Source organism: Mucilaginibacter sp. P5_A6, assembly GCF_056400585.1.
Map to the genome: position 1 here is coordinate 89,542 of NZ_JBFUKZ010000010.1, position 18,942 is coordinate 108,483.

Below are 18,942 nucleotides of genomic sequence, written 5' to 3' on the forward strand. Positions count from 1 at the left end.
TGAGATTTGAGACTTTTTAATTAAATTTTTGTAAATTTGTATATAAACAAGCCGGGCGTTTATCCTGAAGGATAATCGCCCGGCTTATTTTAAGAATAAGAAGGCTCGTAAGATGCTATTTTAATAGTAACTATCTTATTTTAAGCTAAATAAGTATTATTAAAGCGCTATTAAAGGGTGCTCAAAGGTGTGTGGCAGGTATTGGTAAAGTGGTTCGAAAGGTGCGGGAAAGGTGCACGAACGGTGTGTTAAAAGAGATGTTTTTTGTTGGATATATTTCCACCAATTTCGCAGATAAATTCCCTGCAGATGACCGCTTGTATCTATGATTTCAGGAAATCTATATTTCTTTTTAAGCCGGTAAATTTGGTACGCTTTACAGCCGAGTTTTTGAATACCTTTTGAAAAACATCCTGGGTGATTTCCTGCCAGTCAGCAGCTTTTAGATCCAGCAGATCTGGGTGGGGGTTAAAAGCCGGTTCGTTGTTTAATATCGAGAAACGGTTCCAGGGACATACATCCTGGCAGATATCGCAGCCAAACATCCAGTTATCCATTTTGCCTTTAAATTCCGCGGGGATCTCGTTCTTAAGTTCGATGGTGAGGTATGAGATGCACCGGCTTCCATCAACCACGTAAGGGCCAACTATAGCATCGGTAGGGCAGGCATCAATGCAATTGGTACAGGTGCCACAATGGTCGGCAGTAGGGGCTATATCATATTCCAGTTCCAGGTCGATAATGAGTTCGGCTAAAAAAAAGAATGAGCCGTTTTTTTTGTTTAAAAGATTGGAGTTTTTACCTATCCAGCCCAGGCCGGCCCGTTTGGCCCAGGCCTTATCAAGCACCGGTGCCGAATCAACAAATACACGGCCTCCCACTTCGCCAATCTTCTCGTTAACAATCTGTAACAACTGCCTTAGTTTATCTTTTATAACAGTATGGTAATCTATCCCATATGCATATTTTGATATTTTGGGTGCCGAGGGATCAGTCTGTTTATGATCTGTATAATAGTTAATGCCTAATGAGATCACAGATTTTGCTCCATCCACCAGCAGGCGCGGGTCAAGGCGTTTATCAAAGTGGTTTTCCATGTATTGCATTTCGCCATGCATGTTCTTTTTTAGCCATGATTCTAAACGGGGAGCTTCTTCTTCAAGGAACCCGGCTTTTGATATTCCGCAAAACAAAAAACCAAGCTTTTGGGCTTCTTTTTTAATCAATTGGCTATATAGCGTCCTGTTTTGCATAACAAAAGCAAAGATACTATAAATTGGAAGCCCAAAAATGAACTTTTTGMCGGATAAATTACACCTGAAACCCTGTTGACGTATGAAAAAAGGCATTTTTTGCTAATTAATGGTGTGATTTTTGTGTCAATTATTATTAAGATACAGTATACATAAATGCTCGAACACTTAAAATATCTGCCGAAAAACATTTTAGGTATACATGCCGTCGGCGTGATGACTAATAAGGACTATAAAGCAGCCCTTGAGCCATTGCTTGACGAGCATATAAAAGAAAATGGAAAAATAAATTTTCTGCTGGTATTGGAGACTGTAATAAAAAACTTTGAAGCCGGTGCCTGGTGTGGAGATATTGGTATTGGCCTTAAATACTTTACCAAATGGGGCAAGCTGGCGATAGTTACCGATCAAAATGGGGTAAGGGAGTTTAGCCACCTGTTTAAATACATATTACCGGGTAAGTATAAGGGCTACCCTTTAGAAGATCTGGATGAGGCTGTCAAATGGATCACGGAGAAATAACAAAAAATAATTAACATATAAAATCATGAAACCCATCGATAATAAGAATGATGATTCGGATTTGCATAATGATGAAATAGGAGAAAATACCGGGGAAGATACCCTGCTTGCTGCGCAAGCCAAACTAAAACCCGGCGAAAAGATTGAATACGAGGTAGAATCATCAAACAAAGGAAAAGGCCCGGCAGGGGAGGATTTGTAGTTTTTAAAAAATCAAAGTCCCGTCATCATCAATAAAGCATTTTATTAGTAGCCGGCAGCCTATAGGTTCGCCATTCAGTGTTGCTGGTATAAATACCTTGTCTTCTTCGTTCAAAGCGTTGATATTCATGTTGAAGGTTTTTGAGAAGTTGCCGCTGTAAATGCTCACTTTAAAATAAGCCAGTCGGCCACCCGGGCTAACCAGTAATTCAATAACTGCGATAGAAACATCCCGGCTGATATCCATCAGGTTTGCCGGCAGCTTAAATAATTTTAAATAGGGAAGGTATCCATAGTATCTTCCACCTGCTTTAACCGGCTTGGTGGTATGATCGGTATCGGCCAGCTGTTTATCTACAAAATAACGCAGACTCGAGGTAGTATCCTCCGGAGCTTCATACAAAAGCTCCTTTTTGGTGTAATCGTAATTCTGCAGTAAACGGCCGGCAGGATCGTAAAAATGCCATATGCCAATTTTAAGATCCTTATGAAACTGACCGCTTGCTATCGCTATTTTTCTGTTATACACAGCCTGGTACAAACCCTGCCTTGTACTTTTGTCGCTTTTTAGCACATGCAGTTTCTCTGTAATATGATCATTAATTCTATGGCTGCGTTCAACAGTTTCCTGTGCATGTGCGGCATTCATAAAAAAAAAGAAAGCAATTAGCAGGATAATATTTTTCAAGTGTATTATTGATTTTGGGTAAATATATAACAGGTTGTTATCAATATCAAACCCATCGTGCTAAAATCGGTTTCTACCACCGCCACCGCCTCTTCTGCCGCCACCACCGCCATTGTAGCCATTACCACGAGGCCTGCTGCCCGCAAATTTTTGAAGCCTGATGGCAAATGATAGCATAAAATATCTGCCCAGCCTGTTGGTGCGGGTATCTATAATCTGGTTGCCTGCTATGCTGCGGGTTACACCTTTGTTTTCATCAAAAAGATCAAAGGCCGAAAATCGTATTGATGCGATATGTTTTTGCAGAAACTGGTATTCCAGGTAGGTGCTTAGCAGGGTGGGGTTGGCTTTTACAGTACTGCTAAAACCATGGTTGATGGTTTGCGTTAAATTGTATCCCAACACCCAGCTATAAAAAAAGTAGTTATGTCCATCCAGGCCCAAAGTCCAGGTACTGGCGTCGGTGTTTAATGACGATGGCAGGCTATAACGGGTGGTGTTGATACTGTAATTGCCGCTTACCTCGGTATCCATAATACTGTCAAGATCTATCCGCACTTTGGCTCCCTGGTTAAGTACCCAGTTTTTGCCGGTATTGCGCTCATTTTCAATATAGGATATATTATTACTGAAAGTACCGCCGCCGTTTAAGCTTACAGTAAATTTACGGTCAAGAAAAGGTTTCGAGAATGAGTAATTGCCATTAATGTTATAAAAACCATTGGTGTTTAGGTAATGCGTTTCTTGTATGGTATTATCATGCTGGGTTGCGGTACCGTTTGTTTGGGCGGTATTAAAAACGGGTTGGGTATTGGTTACAATTTTATCCTGGGTTTCTGAAAACGAGAGGTTTGTGAACAACGCGTTACCACTGGCTATATCAAACGCGTTGTAACGCAGGTTTAAATTATTGGTAAATTCTGGTTTTAGTTTCGAATTACCGTAAACCCTGTTCTGTGGGTTGGAGTAGTCGGGCTGATCCTGCAATTGGGTAAATGATGGTTGATTGTTCGATCCGCTGTAATTAACTGTAAAGGAATGGTTTTTTGAAAAGTTATAAATATATCTTGCGGTGGGTATAATATTAAAAGTGTTGGTAGTAGTATGCAGGGTAAGCGATTGGCCTTCAAGAGTTGATGGTTGTACAGCGATACCTAAAGTATAATTGTACTTTGCTGCTATACCACGGAGGTTTAACCCAAAACGATTGGTGATAAACTGGTAGTTATACAAAGTACTTAACGAATCAACATAAGTTTGTATGCCTGTTGCCGGATCAATACGATAATTGTACCGGTTATTATCCGTATTTGAATAGTTATAGGCATAATTAGCCTCCAGGTAAGTTGTTTTGCCGATGGGTTCGATATAGGATAAACGCACATTTGCCTTTTGCGAACTATTGTTGGAGTTGATTTGCTGGTAAAGCCGGGTTGTTACCGTATCCTGGTGAGTGGTATACTGATCATTAAGGTCCTGATCGCTTTTTGAAAGGGTTAAACCAGCGTTCACACTAAAATTACGACCCTTTTTATGGAATTTATGGTTATACAACACATTAACACTACCGCTTTGATTGCCTGAATTAGTTAAGGCCAGTTCATTACCTGTAACCAGGCTACTGTTGCGTGTATTGGTAAAAACATCGGTGCTTACATCATTAGATATGGCGTAGGAGTAACTTGGGTTAATTTTTAGATAATTAACCGTATCCATCTTATACTCCATATTAAAATCAAAACGGTGATTAATACCATGATTTTTATCATCACTATTATCGTTGTTAATCAGTGTGCCCGATTGAAACAGGTTTTGCTGCACAGTGGTGGTGTTTTGGTCTTTATCTTTATCAGCAAAGCTATAGCTGCCATAAACAGTCATTTTTTTACTCCAGTCGTCGCGGTAATTGCTACCGATGGACCGGTTAGTAGTAATGCCATTTGCCGTGCTCACCTGTGAGCTCGCGCCGCTACTAGCGCCGCCGCCCCGCCCGGCGCGACCGCCGCTGCCTCCTGCTCCGGCGAGGGTAAAGGAGTTGGTATTGGTGTTGTTTAAAGTGCCAATTAAAGCTATTTGCCTTGCGTCCATAAATGAATTTGCCGATAGGCGCGCCTGGTACCTGTCATCATCACCTATGCCCATACTGCCCTGGCCAAAATTGCCCCTGCTTTTTCCTTTTTGTATGGTAATGTTCAGGATTTTGTCGGGGTCGCCGGTTTTTATGCCTGTTAGGTTGGCCTGGTCGCCATAGTCGTCTATTACCTGTATGTTTTCCACAATATCGGCGGGCAGGTTTTGGGTTGCGGTTTGCACATCGCCTGTAAAATAATCCTTACCATTAACCCTTACCTTGGTTACCTGTTTGCCATGGGCGGTTACATTCCCATCCTTATCTACACTTACCCCCGGCAGTTTTTTAAGCAAATCCTCCACAGGTGATCCTTCGCGAACTTTATAAGCGCTGGCTTTGTATTCTACAGTATCTTCTTTAATGGTGATTGGGTTAACGGTACTTACTATACTAACGGTTTTTAAAAAATTGGTCTGAATAGCCAGTTTAACAGGATCGAGTTTTATCGGCCCGGTTTTGTTATCCATTACATATCGCCTAATCAACGTCTGGTATCCAATACCACTAAAAGTAAGTTTGAAGTTTTTGGAAATAACCGCCGGGAAACTGTATGTGCCATTAACAGCGCTGGCAGCAATCATGCTGTCTTTATCAGAAGTAAGCTTAATGGTTACACCGGGTACGGTACCTGTACTGTCAATTACGGTACCAATTACCGGGCGGCTTTGCTGGGCAAATAGTTGTGTAATTGATAGTAAAAGTGTAAAAGTGACCGATAGCTGTTTTTTCATAGTTTAGGAAAGCTACCCTATGGACCATTAAGGTTTAATGAAGTTTTATCATGTAATACTATTGTTGCAATAATGTAATACGCCTGTTGCATTAATAGTACGGGATGCTTAAACTTGTAACCACAATTCTTATTACATGACAGCCCACTCCGATCAATCTGATTATAAAACGGTAAGTTTTTCTGAAACTACTATTACCGAACTTATGATCCCTTCATATTCCAATTTTGGCGGAAAGATTCATGGGGGTATCCTGTTGTCGCTTATGGATAAGGTGGCTTATGTATGCGCCGCTAAACATGCAGGCAATTACTGTGTAACTGCATCTATTGATACGGTCGATTTTTTGCACCCTGTTGAGGTGGGCGAACTGGTATCATTAATGGCTTCGGTTAATTATGTAGGCAATACATCATTGGTAGTAGGTATCAGGGTTATATCAGAAAATATCAAAAATAGCTCTGTGAAGCACACAAACACCAGCTATTTTACCATGGTAGCCAAAGACGATAACAATAAGCCCGCTAAGGTTCCCGGATTGATATTAGAACAACGTGAGCAGGTAAGGCGATTTATAGAGGCACGCCGTCGTAAAGAAATTAAGCAAAGTTATATGAAGGAAGTGGAGCAAATAAAAATGCCCGATAATTATGAGCATTGTATTCAGATGCTTGAGGGAGAAAGATGTTTGGTGGCCGGATAAAGAATAAAGATTAAAAGAAGAAATCCTACCGTTCGTAAGCTAACGGCTCTGGATTCCACAGAACAGGTCGGCTACAGGCCGTACAGCCTTGCACGTGAGATGAAACAAGCTCCAGCATAACAAAGCATATACCCCCAACTCCCTAAATAAATGAGGCGAATTTTTAGCCAGTTACTATTGTTAGCGCTTATGTGTCGGGTAACCTATGCACAAAAACAAATTTCTAAAGAATTACCGGCAACTAACGCGGCTACAAAAATATATGTAGATAGGCTAAACATAACGGCAGATGATATATATGTACGTAATCCTGATTCTGCAAGGCGTATGGCCGAAAAAGCTTTGCTGCTCTCCGAAAAAATAAAGTACGATTATGGTATAGGTTATGGGTTTTTAAACCTGGGGCATGTGTATTGGTCACAGTCATATTATCCAATAAGCTTGTTCTATTTAAACAGGGCTTTAACTATGATTCCGAAAGACAGGCATGTTCTGTTAGCCGAGTGCTATAATTCTATTGGGCGTACCTTTCTCGAACTTAAAAACTACAATGAAGCTATCCGTAATTTAGATATTTCTTTAAAATATGCCGGCGCCAATACAAAGATGCTGGCAGAATTTTATAGTGAAAAAGCCTTGCTTTACATCAGAATGCATAATTATGATAAAGCAACAACAGCCAGCATGCTGGCTTTAAAATTTTGTAGCATGATTAATGACTTTGGAAATATAAATATTATATACACCCGCCTCAGCTCAATTCAACGCCTTCAAAACCAATTTGAACGATCAATAGCGTATGACGATACCGCTATCAGGATGAGCTTTAAAACCAATAACAAGCGGCTGCGCGCCAAAACATATATTGAATATGCGTATAACTACAACGGGCTTAAGCAATTTGATAAAGCAATTGAGTATGCGAAGAAGGGTGCTGCCCTATCAGATAGTATAGGTTTGATGGATGGGTTATCAGATGCATATAAAACCTTAATGTTCAGCTTTGAACAAAAAAAAGACCTGGCTAATGCGCTCGCCTATCAAAAAAAATACAGCACCGGGTTGAATAATCTTAACTCAACCAGCAAAATTCGCAATACCGAACTGATTCAGAATTATTTTGCCCTTAATACCCGGCTTAACGAGATTGAGACCATTCAGTATAAGGCCAGGGCAGATAAAGAAAAGATTCATTTTCAAAGTATCACTATCCTTACACTTATATCATCATTGGTTGCTGTGCTTATTGCTTTATACGTCACTTTTTACAATTATAACCAAAAGAGATTACTGAGTAATACACTGCACATGCAGCATGAGGCCCTGGTAGTTCAAAAAGACCTGATAGCCGAGCAATCCGCAAACCTTGAGGCAGTAAACAAGTTAAAAGATAAACTATTGGCCATTATAGGGCATGATCTGCGTACACCTTTTGCCAACCTCCGTAGTATTATAGGTTTGTTTGATAATAACAATTTAGACCTTGAAGATATGCATGGCCTGATGAAGAAAATGGAGCCGGTTATAAAAGGGGCCGAACTTACCTTATCCAATTTGCTGGAATGGGCGGGAAGCCAGATCAGGGGTATAAATATTAGTCCATCCGTTATCGATATATATTCCATTGGAGAAGAGATGGCACAAACCTATAGTTACCAGTTGCTCCAAAAAAACATCAGGTTTCACAATGCGGCTATTGCCGGCCACTGTGTAAAGGCCGATGAAAAGCATATTAAGGTGATTATGGGTAACCTCATCAGCAATGCAATAAAGTTTACCGATGATAACGGCGCTATTACCCTGAGCAGCACCGTTAACGATAGGGAACTCATTATCAGCATAAACGATACAGGTAAAGGTATTGCCACGGAACAGCAGCTCAAATTATTCAGCCTTAATTCGCGCTTTACAGAAAACGGTACTATGGGCGAAGTGGGCACAGGCATAGGCCTGTTTTTGTGTAAAGAACTGGTAGAATTTAATGATGGCCGCTTATGGGTAACATCCCAGGTTGGCAGGGGCAGTACCTTCAATTTTAGCCTTCCGTTGGCCGGCTAACAAAAAATATTCCACTTTTTGTTTAACTAATTAATAAGTTATTGTATCCTAAATAGTAAGTATTACGTAGAAATACTAAAATATATACTTTTTGATAAGTAATTTAATTATTAGGAAAGCGTTTTAAGGTTATTGGTGGATTTGGCAAACTCATCTAATTTCTATAAAATGATGAAATAGTAATTTTTTACTATCTTGTGACAATAATTTCATGCCGTATCAATTCAAATTAATCCTGATTATTTAATGGCTTTCTTAAACACAGTGCTCGAATCACCTTCATACGGTTGGGCAGATAAGGATGGTAACCTTATAAAACCTACCAATTCAGCAATAGTAAAAGAGTTTTTTTCCAGGCTTAATGTGTTTAAAGATAAAAAGAACTGGCTCTCGTTTTTAAGCTGGTTCCTGGTACTTTGCTTAGCGCCAATCCTGTTTTTGTTCATTTTTAAATATTTTAGTATCACCGGGCTCATAGTAGCTTTTGTTTACAGCATGATCATCATGGGTACACACGGCACCATATGGCACCACAGGTATTGTACGCACAATGCGTATACATTCCGTAATAAATTCTGGCGTTTTTTTACGCAGAATCTTACACTTAAAATTATCCCCGAAGAAATCTATGCCGTATCGCACCACGTGCATCATGCTTTATCTGATCAGCCCGGCGATCCTTATAACGCCCAGGGTGGTTTTTTGTATTGCTTTTTAGCCGATGTTAATCATCAGCCAATAGCCCGCAATATGAGCGAGGCGACCTACAAAAAATGTGTTAATTTAATGAAGCATGTTGGCGTAACACCAAATACTTATAAGCAATATCAAAAATGGGGTACCGTTGCCAACCCATACCGTACCATTGCGGGTATTATTCTTAACTGGGGTTTCTGGTTCACGGCATTTTACCTGTTGGGTGGCTTTCCGCTGGCTTGCGCTGTATTTGGCTCGGCTGGTGTGTGGGCTGTGGGCGTACGTACCTTTAATTACGAAGGCCATGGTAAAGGGCAGGATAAACGGCGTGAAGGTGTTGACCATAACCGGGAAGATATGTCGATAAATCAACTATGGCCGGGTTATGTTGCCGGCGAATGGCATAATAACCATCACCTGTATCCTAAAAGCGCTCGCTCGGGCTTTAAGCCTCATCAGTTCGATCTGGCCTGGTGTTATATAAAATTGATGAGCATGTTGGGTGCTGTAAGTTCATATCGTGATTCAAAAAAGGAATTTTTATTAACCTATTGTTCTAAAGCGCCGGTTGTACAGCTAACAGCGGTTAATTATGCCGAGGTTAAGCCCCTGATGGTAAGAGCGAAGTAATTTAAAAAAAGCCGTGCCGTATTATAGTGGCAGGCAAGTATATAGTGATAGCCCTAAATGTGGGCCGCTTTACTGTATTCATAACATTTAGCTGAATTTAAAAATGAGTGATACCAAAATGTCACTCATTTTTTTTTGAAAAGGCCTAAAAATGTTACATGTAGTACTTTTTTAATTACAAACGGAATTTATACCTTAGTAAGGCTAACTAATAGCGTAACTTAATCCCACCTAACAACTTATGCATATTAAAATATTCTGTTTGTCAGTTTGTTTGTCGTACCTGATGCTTTTTAATCAAGAAGTAAAGGCGCAGGGCCTGGGTATATTTGAAAACCAAACCGATGTAGGTACAGTTAAGCATAAAGGTGGCGCTCAATACAATGCCAAATTGCAGCAATATGAACTTACAGGTTCGGGAGAAAACATCTGGGCCACGCATGATGATTTTCATTTTGTGTGGAAACGCATGAAAGGCGATTTTATACTACGCACCAATGCCGCCTTCATCGGTAAAGGGGTGGAGTTACACCGCAAAGTAGGGTTGATGGTCCGCACAACACTCGATTCAAATTCAAAACATATCAACGCTGTTGTTCATGGTGATGGACTGACCTCATTGCAATACCGTAAAACCATTAGTGGTATTACCGAAGAGAAAAAAGCAAGTATCACGGCTGCCGATGTTATCCAGCTGGAACGTAAAGGCAATACCTACACCATGTCGGTAGCCCGCAAAGGCGATCTTTTTGTTACCGAAGAGGTGAGCGATCTTGATCTTGGCGATGAAGTGTATGTAGGTATTTTCATCTGCTCACATAATGATAATGTGAGCGAAAAAGCCACCTTTAGTAATGTACGTATAGTTACGCCTGCACCGGCGTCATTGGTGCCTTACAAACAATACCTTGGCAGCAGCATCGAACTGCTGGACCTGGAAACACAAAATAGTACCATAGTTTACCAATCGCCGCGTTCGTTACAGGCTCCAAACTGGATGAAAGATGGTAAATCGCTTATTTACAACAGCGATGGTTCATTATATAAATTTGATCTTAAAACCAATAAGCCTGTCGTTTTAAATACAAATCCGGCAAAAAATAATAATAACGATCATGTACTTTCTTTCGATGGTAAAATGTTGGTCATCAGCAGTGGTGATGGCGGGCCATCTATAGGGTATACGGTACCTTCATCAGGAGGAAATGCTAAAAGAGTGACTGCTTTGGGGGTTGGCGCAAGCTACATGCATGGCTGGTCGCCCGATGGTAAGTCCCTGGTATTTTGCGGACAACGCAATAAAGAGTTTGATGTATACCGCGTACCTTCTGACGGCGGACCCGAAGAAAGGCTGACCACAACCCCTGGTTTGGATGATGGCCCCGAGTATACTCCCGATGGTAAATACATCTATTTTAATTCTGTACGTAGCGGTTTGATGCAGATATGGCGTATGAAAGCCGATGGCAGCGAGCAAACACAGATAACCAATGACGATTATAACAATTGGTTTCCGCATATATCGCCCGATGGTAAATGGATAGTTTACATTACCTTCTATAAAAACGAAGTTGCCCCGGATGATCACCCTTTTTATAAACACGTATTTATCAGGATGATGCCGATAGGTGGCGGCCAGTCAAAAGTGGTGGCCTATTTATATGGCGGGCAAGGTACTATCAATACACCGTCATGGGCGCCTGATAGTAAGCATATTGCTTTTGTAAGTAACTCAGATCTTTTATTTCCTGTATTCCCGATAGGAAAGTAATTGTACAAAATAAAGTAGTAATATTGGGTTCGGGTTGCGGGTTACGAGGTTCGCGTAATTGAAACCAAATCACCAACTACATAACACGCAACACCAATCACGCAACACGAATCACGAACCAAAATAAATCAATATGCAAACCACACGCAGATCATTTTTAAAAACCGGTGCTTTAGCAGTTGCAGGCGCGGCCTTATTACCCGAAAGCCTGTTTGCCACAGAAAAGAAACTTCAAAGGGTAGGAGTACAGCTGTATAGCGTGCGCGATGCCATGAAAGTTGATCCGCAGGGAACGCTTAAAAAAATTGCTGATGCCGGCTATCATCACGTAGAGCATGCCAACTATATCGATCGTAAGTTTTACGGCTATACTGCAAAGGAATTTAAAAAGATATTGGACGATCTGGCGCTAAAAATGCCCAGCGGTCATACGGTAATGACGGCCCAGCACTGGGATGATTCAAAAAAAGATTTCACCGATGCATGGAAATATACAGTGGAAGATGCCGCTACCATGGGCCAGAAATTTGTAATAAGCCCATGGCTGGATGAAAAGGTAAGGACCGATACCGACGCCCTGAAACGTACGATGGAGCAGTTTAATAAATGCGGCGAGCTGTGTCAAAAATCATCAATGAAGTTTGGTTACCATAACCATAACTTCGAGATCAGTACCAAGGTTGGTGATATAACCCTTTACGATTATATTATCCAAAATACCGACCCTGCCTTAGTGGCGCAACAAATAGATATTGGTAACATGCTGACCACCGGTGGGCATGCGCTTGATTTTATTAATAAATATCCTGGTCGTTTTGAGTCAATGCATGTGAAGGATGAAATAAAAGTTCCTGTGCACGATGGCGATGATACTGAGAGCACCATTTTAGGCAACGGTATATTACCTGTTAAAGAAATATTAAAAGCAGCCAGTAAAAAGGGCGGGACTTCACTTTTTATCATCGAACAGGAAGCATACCAGGGCAAGGATCCGGTGGATTGTGTAAAAATTGATTTACAAATCATGAAAAAATGGGGTTATTAATAGTATTCGGGTAACTTGCCGCACTAAATTTAATCTCAAAGCCGTTACTTTTAAAACGGAAATTATTAAGTTTGAAAATCGTTTTTAAACCAAAGCAAACCGATAAGTTAAATTAACCTGTAAACCCCGCAGGTAATTAATCAGTGCTGCTAAAACAATTTACCTATATGCACAGGCGTACGGTCATAAAAAATCTGGCTTTAATTATTGGTGGTGCCGCTTTACTACCTGCCTGTGTGCGGGAAGAAGGTAAAGCATCCATTGCCCTTAAAAATGTTGAAATCAGTGCCGGCCAGGAAAAACTGGTGGGCGCTATTGCCGATACCATTATCCCCAAAACCAATACGCCAGGTGCAAGAGATTTAAGCCTGCATTTATTTGTGCTGAAAATGCTTGATGATTGTTATAAAAAGGCAGATCAGCAAGCGTTTATGAACGGCATGGAGCAGTTTAATGATGCTGTTAAAAAGAAATACGATAAATTATTTGCCGAATTAAGCGTTAAGCTGCGTGAAGAAATGCTGTTGAGCATTGAAAAGGATAAGGACCCTAAAAGTATTTCTATTCCGGCAGAATTAAAAACGTTTTATGGTATAGTAAAAGAACAAACGGTAAACGGCTATACGCATTCGCAATACTTCATGACCAAACAGGTAATTTATGAACTGATACCTGGCCGTTACAATGCACATTTTCCGTACAAACAAAAGCAAGCAGTATAAATAATGGCCAATTTAAATATAGATAGCGTTAAGGATAGAACATTTGATGCCATTGTTATAGGTTCGGGGATGAGTGGCGGCTGGGCTGCAAAGGAGTTTACTGATAAAGGCCTAAAAACCCTGGTATTGGAACGGGGCCGCGATGTAAAGCACAATAAGGATTACCCCACAACCAATATGTACCCCTGGGAGTTTGAGCACCGGGGCGAACTGCCCATGGCAGTACAGGAGGCCAACCCTATAGTTAACCGCTGCTATGCCTTTGGTGAGGATGCAGCCCATTTTTTTGTAAAAGATAAAGAGCACCCTTATGTTCAGGAAAAGCCATTTGATTGGATCCGCGGATACCAGGTAGGGGGGAAATCGCTGCTTTGGGCCCGCCAAACGCAGCGCTGGAGTGAGTTTGATTTTGAAGGCCCGGCCCGTGATGGTTTTGCGGTAGATTGGCCTATCCGTTATAAGGATATTGCACCCTGGTACAGTTACGTTGAAAAATTTGCCGGCATCTCTGGCAATAAAGATGGCATTGCCGAATTACCCGATGGTGAGTTTTTACCGGCTTTTCCGCTAAATAGTGTCGAGACTTATTTTAGTCAGCACGTTAAAAGTAAATACAGCAACCGCCATGTGATCAGCGCCCGTTGTGCGCACCTGTCAAAACCCAACCAGATCCATTTAGACCAGGGACGTGTGCAATGCCAGGAACGTATCCTTTGTCAGCGTGGCTGCCCCTTCGGCGGATACTTTAGTGCCAACGCGTCAACAATACCGTGGGCGCTTAAATCCGGTCATTGTACCTTGCGCCCGTTTTCTGTTGTGGAATCTATTATTTACGACGAAAAACAAGGCAAGGCTATCGGTGTGCGCATTGTTGATACAAATACAAAAGAAACTATTGAATACTACGCTAAAATCATATTTGTAAACGCCGCTGCCTTAAATACAAATTTGGTACTCCTTAACTCCACATCAAACCGCTTCCCCAACGGATTAGGTAACGATAGTGGAGTATTAGGTAAATATGTTGCCTTTCATAATTATTCGGCACATATCGGAGCAGAATATGATGGCTTTAAAGAGTGGACAACCGATGGCCGCAATCCTGCGGGTGGCGGTTACATTCCACGATTCCGTAATGTATATAAACAGGAAACAAACTTTTTACGCGGTTATGCATCCGGTTTTAGCGCATACCGTTATCAGCAACGCCCGTGGGATGGGGTTGGCAGTAGCTTAAAGGAAAATTTAGTTAAGGATAACCTGAGCGGCTGGAAAGTAGGATCGCACATGATGGGCGAAACTATCCCCAAAGAGAGCAATTATGTAGCTCTTGATAAAACACTGAAAGATCAGTGGGGCATTCCGCAGTTAAAGATCTCTGTTGAGTATGACGATAACGACGAGAAGATGAAAAAAGATTATGTTGAGCAATTAACAGAAATGTTCACCAGCGCGGGTTTTACCAATATAAAAGCCAGTACAGATAACAGGGCGCCGGGATTGGATATTCACGAAATGGGGGGTGCACGCATGGGTAATGATCCTAAAACATCGGTGCTTAATAAATGGAACCAAATGCATGCGGTTAAAAATGTGTTTGTAACGGATGGTGCTTGTATGACCTCAACCTCATGTCAAAATCCATCCCTCACGTACATGGCCTTTACCGCCAGGGCCGCAGATTATGCTGTGAGTGAAATGAAAAAGGGGAATATATAAGCCTCACCCAACCCTCTCCAAAGGAGAGGGCTTAAAAGTTTTTAGCTCCCTCTCCTTTGGAGAGGGCCGGGGTGAGGCCTCCTTCGTGTAAAAAAAACACACTGAAAATATTTGTAAAATAATTTTTATTCATACATTTAACGCAGTAACCAATTAATAAACAAAACAACTAATCATATATCGTATGTCTGCAAACACTTATGACGCTATAGTCATTGGCTCAGGAATTTCAGGCGGGTGGGCTGCCAAAGAACTAACACAAAAAGGTTTGAAAACCATCATGCTGGAGCGCGGCCGTGACATCAAGCATATAAAAGACTATGTGAACGCTAATAAAGATCCCTGGGAATTTCCGCACAGGGGTGGCCGTACACAAAAAATGATTGAGGATTATCCGGTGTTAAAACGCGATTATCCCTTGAACGAAGTCAATCTTGATTACTGGGCAAGTGATAAAGATAGCCCTTATACCGAAACAAAAAGGTTCGATTGGTTTCGTGGTTATCACGTAGGTGGCCGCTCATTAATGTGGGGCAGGCAATCATACCGCTGGGCCGATGTTGATTTTGAAGCCAACTTAAAAGATGGTATAGCTGTTGATTGGCCTATTCGTTATAAAGACATTGCGCCATGGTATAGCTATGCAGAGAAATTTGCAGGCATCTCTGGTAATAAAGATGGTCTTTCCATATTACCCGATGGCGATTTTATGCCGCCAATGGATTTAAACGTGGTTGAAAAAGACGTTGCAAAACGTTTAAAAGAATATTATAAGGATCTGCGCCCGCTGATCATTGGCCGTACAGCCAATATCACCCTGCCGCATAACGATCGTACAAACTGCCAGTATCGTAATAAATGTTGGTTGGGCTGTCCTTTCGGGGCATATTTTAGTACACAGTCGGCTACTTTGCCTGCAGCTATGGCAACCGGGAACTTAACAGTTCGCCCATGGTCTATAGTTACCAAAATATTGTATGATAAGGATACCAAAAAGGCAAAAGGAGTTGAAGTATTGGATGCCGAAACTAACCAAACCTATGAGTATTTTGCTAAGGTTGTATTCCTTAACGCTTCAACCATAAATTCGGCTTGGATATTAATGAACTCGGCAACGGATGTTTGGGATGGCGGTTTAGGCAGCAGCAGCGGCGAGCTTGGCCATAACCTGATGGATCATCACCTGGGAGTTGGTGCATCGGGCAGGATAGAAGGGTACGAGGATAAATATTACTTCGGCAGGCGTGCAAACGGCTTTTATATTCCGCGTTTCCGTAACCTTAATGGCGAAAAGCGTGATTACATCCGTGGCTATGGTTACCAGGGTGCTGCAAGCCGCGAAGGCTGGAGCAGGGATATTGCCGAACTGAACATTGGCGGCGCATATAAAGATGCCATTAGCGAACCAGGTTCATGGCAAATAGGCATGGGAGGTTTTGGTGAAACATTGCCATACCATGATAATAAGGTTACCATTGATAAAACTAAAAAAGATAAATGGGGCCTGTCTGTTGTAGCTATTGATGCCGAATTGAAGGCGAACGAGTTAAAAATGCGCATTGAGATAGAAAAGGATGCTAAAGAACTACTGGAAGCAGCCGGGGCTAAGGATGTGCAAACGCACAGCTCTAATCCGTATTTAGGTCGCGGTATTCATGAAATGGGTACGGCACGTATGGGCCGCGATCCAAAAACATCGGTACTTAACCAGTGGAACCAGGTTTGGGATGCCAAAAACGTATTTGTTACCGATGGTTCATGTATGACATCGGCTGCTTGCCAAAACCCATCGCTTACTTATATGGCGTTAACAGCCCGTGCTGCCAACTATGCTGTTGATGCTTTGAAGAAAAACGAGATCTAACAAAAACATCAAATATACTACCTATGTCTGAAGAAAAAGAAAACGTTGCCCCCAACCCATCGAGGCGGGATTTCATTAAAACCAGTTCGATAGCAGCCGCAAGTTTTATGATCGTTCCGCGGTTTGTGTTGGGCGGAAAGGGTTTTGTTGCGCCAAGTGATAAATTGCTGATTGCCGGTGTTGGCGCGGGCGGTAAAGGCCAAAGCGATATTGCTAACTTTTACAAAAGCGGAAAGGCTGAGATAGCTTTTTTGTGCGATGTTGATGATAGGCGTGCAGCAAAATCACGTGCCGATTTTCCGAAAGCAAAATATTATAAAGACTGGCGCGAGATGTTTGATAAGGAACATAAACACTTTGATGCCGTATCTGTCTCAACCCCCGATCATAACCACGCTATCATTACTTATCGCGCCATGCAGTTGGGCAAGCATGTTTACGTGCAAAAGCCATTGACGCACGATATTTGGGAAGCCCGTTTATTAACCGAAGCAGCTAAAAAATATAAAGTAGTTACGCAAATGGGTAATCAGGGATCGTCAAACGACGGTACCCGTTTACTTTCTGAATGGTACGATGCTGACCTGATTGGTGATGTACATACTGTTTACTGCTGGACAAATCGCCCGGTATGGCCGCAGGGCATTCAATGGCCTGCACCGCAGCCAAATATCCCTAAAGAATTAGATTGGGATCTGTGGTTGGGCACTGCACCAAAAAAAGACTATGTAGATAAACTTGTACCGTTTAACTGGCGTGGATGGTGGGATTATGGTACCGGCGCACTTGGCGATATGGGCTGCCACCTGGTAGAAGCACCTTTTAGGGTATTGGGCTTACAATATGCCAAGGATGTACAGGCAAGTGTTGGCAGTGTTTATGTTGATGAGTTTAAAGAAGGGCATTTTCCTGAAAGCTGCCCTCCGTCAAGCCATATTACCTTAACTTTCCCTAAAACCGATAAAACAAAAGGTGAGGTTACCCTGCATTGGATGGATGGTGGTATACAACCCGAAAGACCGGCAGAATTATTACCAAATGAAAAATTTGGCGACGATGGTAACGGATCATTATTTATTGGTACAAAAGGCAAAATGATAGCCAGCACCTATTCTGAAGAACCATTGCTGTTGCCAACTGAACGTACTAAAACAGCCAAAGCGCCTCAAAAATGGCAGCGTGTGCCTGGCGGTTCCAACGGTCACTATGCACAATGGGTTGAAGGTTGTTTGGCTGGTTACGGTAAAACCGAACTGAGTTCATCATTCGAGAAAGCCGGCCCGCTTACCGAGGCTTTGTTAATGGCCAACCTGGCTGTGCGCGGCCATGAACTTAAAGGAGGTCACATAAAATTAGTGTGGGATAATTCGGCAATGAAGGTTACCAATTTTGATGATGTTAACCAGTACATTAAACGCGAATACCGTCAGGGATTTGAGCTAAAAGCATAATTAATTGGTGAATTAGCGGGTTAGTGAATAGTGATTGAAGAATTTAAAAATTCAGATAATCAAAAATCATAAAACTCAATAACTCACAAAATCAACAAATAAAAGATTATTAATAGCTAATTCACTAAATCAATAATTAGAAAAATGAATAGAAGAGATGCAATTACCAGGGTTGGTTTAATACTGGGGGGCACGGTGATAGGCGCCGAGTTTTTCATTTCAGGATGTAAATCAACTTCTAAAAAGGTAAACGAACTGTTTGATGAAGACAATGTTGCTTTCCTGAATGAGGTTGGCGAAACCATTTTACCGGCTACTTCCTCTCCGGGCGCAAAAGCGGCCGATGTAGGCAGCTTTATGGCCTTAATGGTACAGGATTGTTATAAACCGGCAGATCAGAAGATATTTGTAAAAGGTATAGCCGATCTGGATGATGCCAGCAAGAAAAAGTTTGATAAGAAGTTTATGGAGGCTGATGCAAAGCAGCGCACCGAATTACTTACCGCGCTTGATGCCGAGCAAAAAGCGTATACCAAAACCAAAAAGCCGGAAGACCCTAACCATTATTTCAGGATGATGAAAGAATTAACCCTGCTGGGTTTCTTCACCTCGAAACCTGGTGCAACACAAGCCCTGCGCTATATTGCTGTACCCGGAAAATATGATGGTAATTTTCCATACAAAAAAGGCGATAAAGCCTGGGCAACCTAAAGAATTGGTTTGTGGTTGATTGGGTTGATTAGGTGAGTGGTTGAAA

General features: G+C 41.7%; 15 protein-coding genes. 12 read left to right on the forward strand and 3 right to left on the reverse strand.

The features are described 5' to 3' along the window. Nucleotides 1–323 precede the first annotated feature (323 nt). Nucleotides 324–1,253 carry a tRNA epoxyqueuosine(34) reductase QueG gene (queG, locus tag AC1DO4_RS13165; RefSeq protein ID WP_477416465.1) on the reverse strand — a complete coding sequence of 310 codons (930 nt, stop codon included), beginning with the start codon at nucleotides 1,251–1,253 and terminating at the stop codon, nucleotides 324–326. A gap of 156 nt (nucleotides 1,254–1,409) precedes the next feature. Here queG and AC1DO4_RS13170 point away from each other — a divergent pair, with 156 nt between their 5' ends. Beyond that, the gene (locus tag AC1DO4_RS13170; protein ID WP_477416467.1) at nucleotides 1,410–1,775 is read left to right on the forward strand and encodes a SpoIIAA family protein; all 366 of its coding nucleotides are present in this window, start codon (nucleotides 1,410–1,412) and stop codon (nucleotides 1,773–1,775) included. A gap of 25 nt (nucleotides 1,776–1,800) precedes the next feature. Further along, complete coding sequence (locus AC1DO4_RS13175) at nucleotides 1,801–1,977, forward strand: hypothetical protein (RefSeq protein ID WP_477416470.1); 177 nt, start codon at nucleotides 1,801–1,803, stop codon at nucleotides 1,975–1,977. Nucleotides 1,978–1,980: 3 nt separating this feature from the next. On the opposite strand, the gene AC1DO4_RS13180 is transcribed toward AC1DO4_RS13175, so the two are convergent. Beyond that, nucleotides 1,981–2,664 (reverse strand): hypothetical protein, encoded by a 684-nt coding sequence (locus AC1DO4_RS13180; protein WP_477416472.1) that lies wholly within the window; start codon nucleotides 2,662–2,664, stop codon nucleotides 1,981–1,983. A 60-nt stretch (nucleotides 2,665–2,724) separates the two neighbouring features. Then, the gene (locus AC1DO4_RS13185; protein WP_477416474.1) at nucleotides 2,725–5,526 is read right to left on the reverse strand and encodes an outer membrane beta-barrel protein; all 2,802 of its coding nucleotides are present in this window, start codon (nucleotides 5,524–5,526) and stop codon (nucleotides 2,725–2,727) included. A gap of 136 nt (nucleotides 5,527–5,662) precedes the next feature. Here AC1DO4_RS13185 and AC1DO4_RS13190 point away from each other — a divergent pair, with 136 nt between their 5' ends. From AC1DO4_RS13190 to AC1DO4_RS13235, 10 genes are all read left to right on the forward strand, one after another. Continuing rightward, complete coding sequence (locus AC1DO4_RS13190) at nucleotides 5,663–6,229, forward strand: acyl-CoA thioesterase (protein ID WP_477416476.1); 567 nt, start codon at nucleotides 5,663–5,665, stop codon at nucleotides 6,227–6,229. 150 nt (nucleotides 6,230–6,379) lie between these two features. Continuing rightward, on the forward strand, nucleotides 6,380–8,287 hold the full coding sequence (locus tag AC1DO4_RS13195) for a tetratricopeptide repeat-containing sensor histidine kinase (RefSeq protein WP_477416478.1): 1,908 nt from the start codon (nucleotides 6,380–6,382) through the stop codon (nucleotides 8,285–8,287). Between the two features lie 246 nt (nucleotides 8,288–8,533). Further along, nucleotides 8,534–9,613 carry a fatty acid desaturase gene (locus AC1DO4_RS13200; RefSeq protein ID WP_477416480.1) on the forward strand — a complete coding sequence of 360 codons (1,080 nt, stop codon included), beginning with the start codon at nucleotides 8,534–8,536 and terminating at the stop codon, nucleotides 9,611–9,613. A gap of 286 nt (nucleotides 9,614–9,899) precedes the next feature. Next, complete coding sequence (locus AC1DO4_RS13205; protein WP_477416482.1) at nucleotides 9,900–11,384, forward strand: hypothetical protein; 1,485 nt, start codon at nucleotides 9,900–9,902, stop codon at nucleotides 11,382–11,384. Nucleotides 11,385–11,517: 133 nt separating this feature from the next. Continuing rightward, entirely contained in the window at nucleotides 11,518–12,429 is a 912-nt protein-coding gene (locus AC1DO4_RS13210) for a sugar phosphate isomerase/epimerase family protein (protein ID WP_477416484.1), read from the forward strand. A gap of 167 nt (nucleotides 12,430–12,596) precedes the next feature. Further along, a complete protein-coding gene (locus AC1DO4_RS13215) occupies nucleotides 12,597–13,151 on the forward strand; it encodes a gluconate 2-dehydrogenase subunit 3 family protein (protein ID WP_477416486.1) in 555 nt (184 codons plus the stop codon). Nucleotides 13,152–13,154: 3 nt separating this feature from the next. Next, nucleotides 13,155–14,870 (forward strand): GMC oxidoreductase, encoded by a 1,716-nt coding sequence (locus AC1DO4_RS13220; protein WP_477416488.1) that lies wholly within the window; start codon nucleotides 13,155–13,157, stop codon nucleotides 14,868–14,870. Between the two features lie 184 nt (nucleotides 14,871–15,054). After that, a complete protein-coding gene (locus AC1DO4_RS13225; protein WP_477416490.1) occupies nucleotides 15,055–16,734 on the forward strand; it encodes a GMC oxidoreductase in 1,680 nt (559 codons plus the stop codon). Nucleotides 16,735–16,757: 23 nt separating this feature from the next. Then, nucleotides 16,758–18,185: a Gfo/Idh/MocA family protein gene (locus AC1DO4_RS13230; protein ID WP_477416492.1), complete on the forward strand. Its 1,428-nt coding sequence runs from the start codon at nucleotides 16,758–16,760 to the stop codon at nucleotides 18,183–18,185. Nucleotides 18,186–18,329: 144 nt separating this feature from the next. After that, a complete protein-coding gene (locus tag AC1DO4_RS13235) occupies nucleotides 18,330–18,896 on the forward strand; it encodes a gluconate 2-dehydrogenase subunit 3 family protein (RefSeq protein ID WP_477416494.1) in 567 nt (188 codons plus the stop codon). The last annotated feature ends 46 nt before the right edge of the window (nucleotides 18,897–18,942 follow it).

What these genes read in the sequence shown, in the direction of transcription:
- AC1DO4_RS13225 (WP_477416490.1), top strand. Translation starts at nt 15,055, where the DNA reads ATGTCTGCAAACACTTATGACGCTATAGTCATTGGCTCAGGAATTTCA.
- queG (WP_477416465.1), bottom strand. Translation starts at nt 1,253, where the DNA reads ATGCAAAACAGGACGCTATATAGCCAATTGATTAAAAAAGAAGCCCAA.
- AC1DO4_RS13220 (WP_477416488.1), top strand. Translation starts at nt 13,155, where the DNA reads ATGGCCAATTTAAATATAGATAGCGTTAAGGATAGAACATTTGATGCC.
- AC1DO4_RS13205 (WP_477416482.1), top strand. Translation starts at nt 9,900, where the DNA reads ATGCTTTTTAATCAAGAAGTAAAGGCGCAGGGCCTGGGTATATTTGAA.
- AC1DO4_RS13185 (WP_477416474.1), bottom strand. Translation starts at nt 5,526, where the DNA reads ATGAAAAAACAGCTATCGGTCACTTTTACACTTTTACTATCAATTACA.
- AC1DO4_RS13215 (WP_477416486.1), top strand. Translation starts at nt 12,597, where the DNA reads ATGCACAGGCGTACGGTCATAAAAAATCTGGCTTTAATTATTGGTGGT.
- AC1DO4_RS13195 (WP_477416478.1), top strand. Translation starts at nt 6,380, where the DNA reads ATGAGGCGAATTTTTAGCCAGTTACTATTGTTAGCGCTTATGTGTCGG.
- AC1DO4_RS13235 (WP_477416494.1), top strand. Translation starts at nt 18,330, where the DNA reads ATGAATAGAAGAGATGCAATTACCAGGGTTGGTTTAATACTGGGGGGC.
- AC1DO4_RS13170 (WP_477416467.1), top strand. Translation starts at nt 1,410, where the DNA reads ATGCTCGAACACTTAAAATATCTGCCGAAAAACATTTTAGGTATACAT.
- AC1DO4_RS13200 (WP_477416480.1), top strand. Translation starts at nt 8,534, where the DNA reads ATGGCTTTCTTAAACACAGTGCTCGAATCACCTTCATACGGTTGGGCA.
- AC1DO4_RS13190 (WP_477416476.1), top strand. Translation starts at nt 5,663, where the DNA reads ATGACAGCCCACTCCGATCAATCTGATTATAAAACGGTAAGTTTTTCT.
- AC1DO4_RS13175 (WP_477416470.1), top strand. Translation starts at nt 1,801, where the DNA reads ATGAAACCCATCGATAATAAGAATGATGATTCGGATTTGCATAATGAT.
- AC1DO4_RS13230 (WP_477416492.1), top strand. Translation starts at nt 16,758, where the DNA reads ATGTCTGAAGAAAAAGAAAACGTTGCCCCCAACCCATCGAGGCGGGAT.
- AC1DO4_RS13210 (WP_477416484.1), top strand. Translation starts at nt 11,518, where the DNA reads ATGCAAACCACACGCAGATCATTTTTAAAAACCGGTGCTTTAGCAGTT.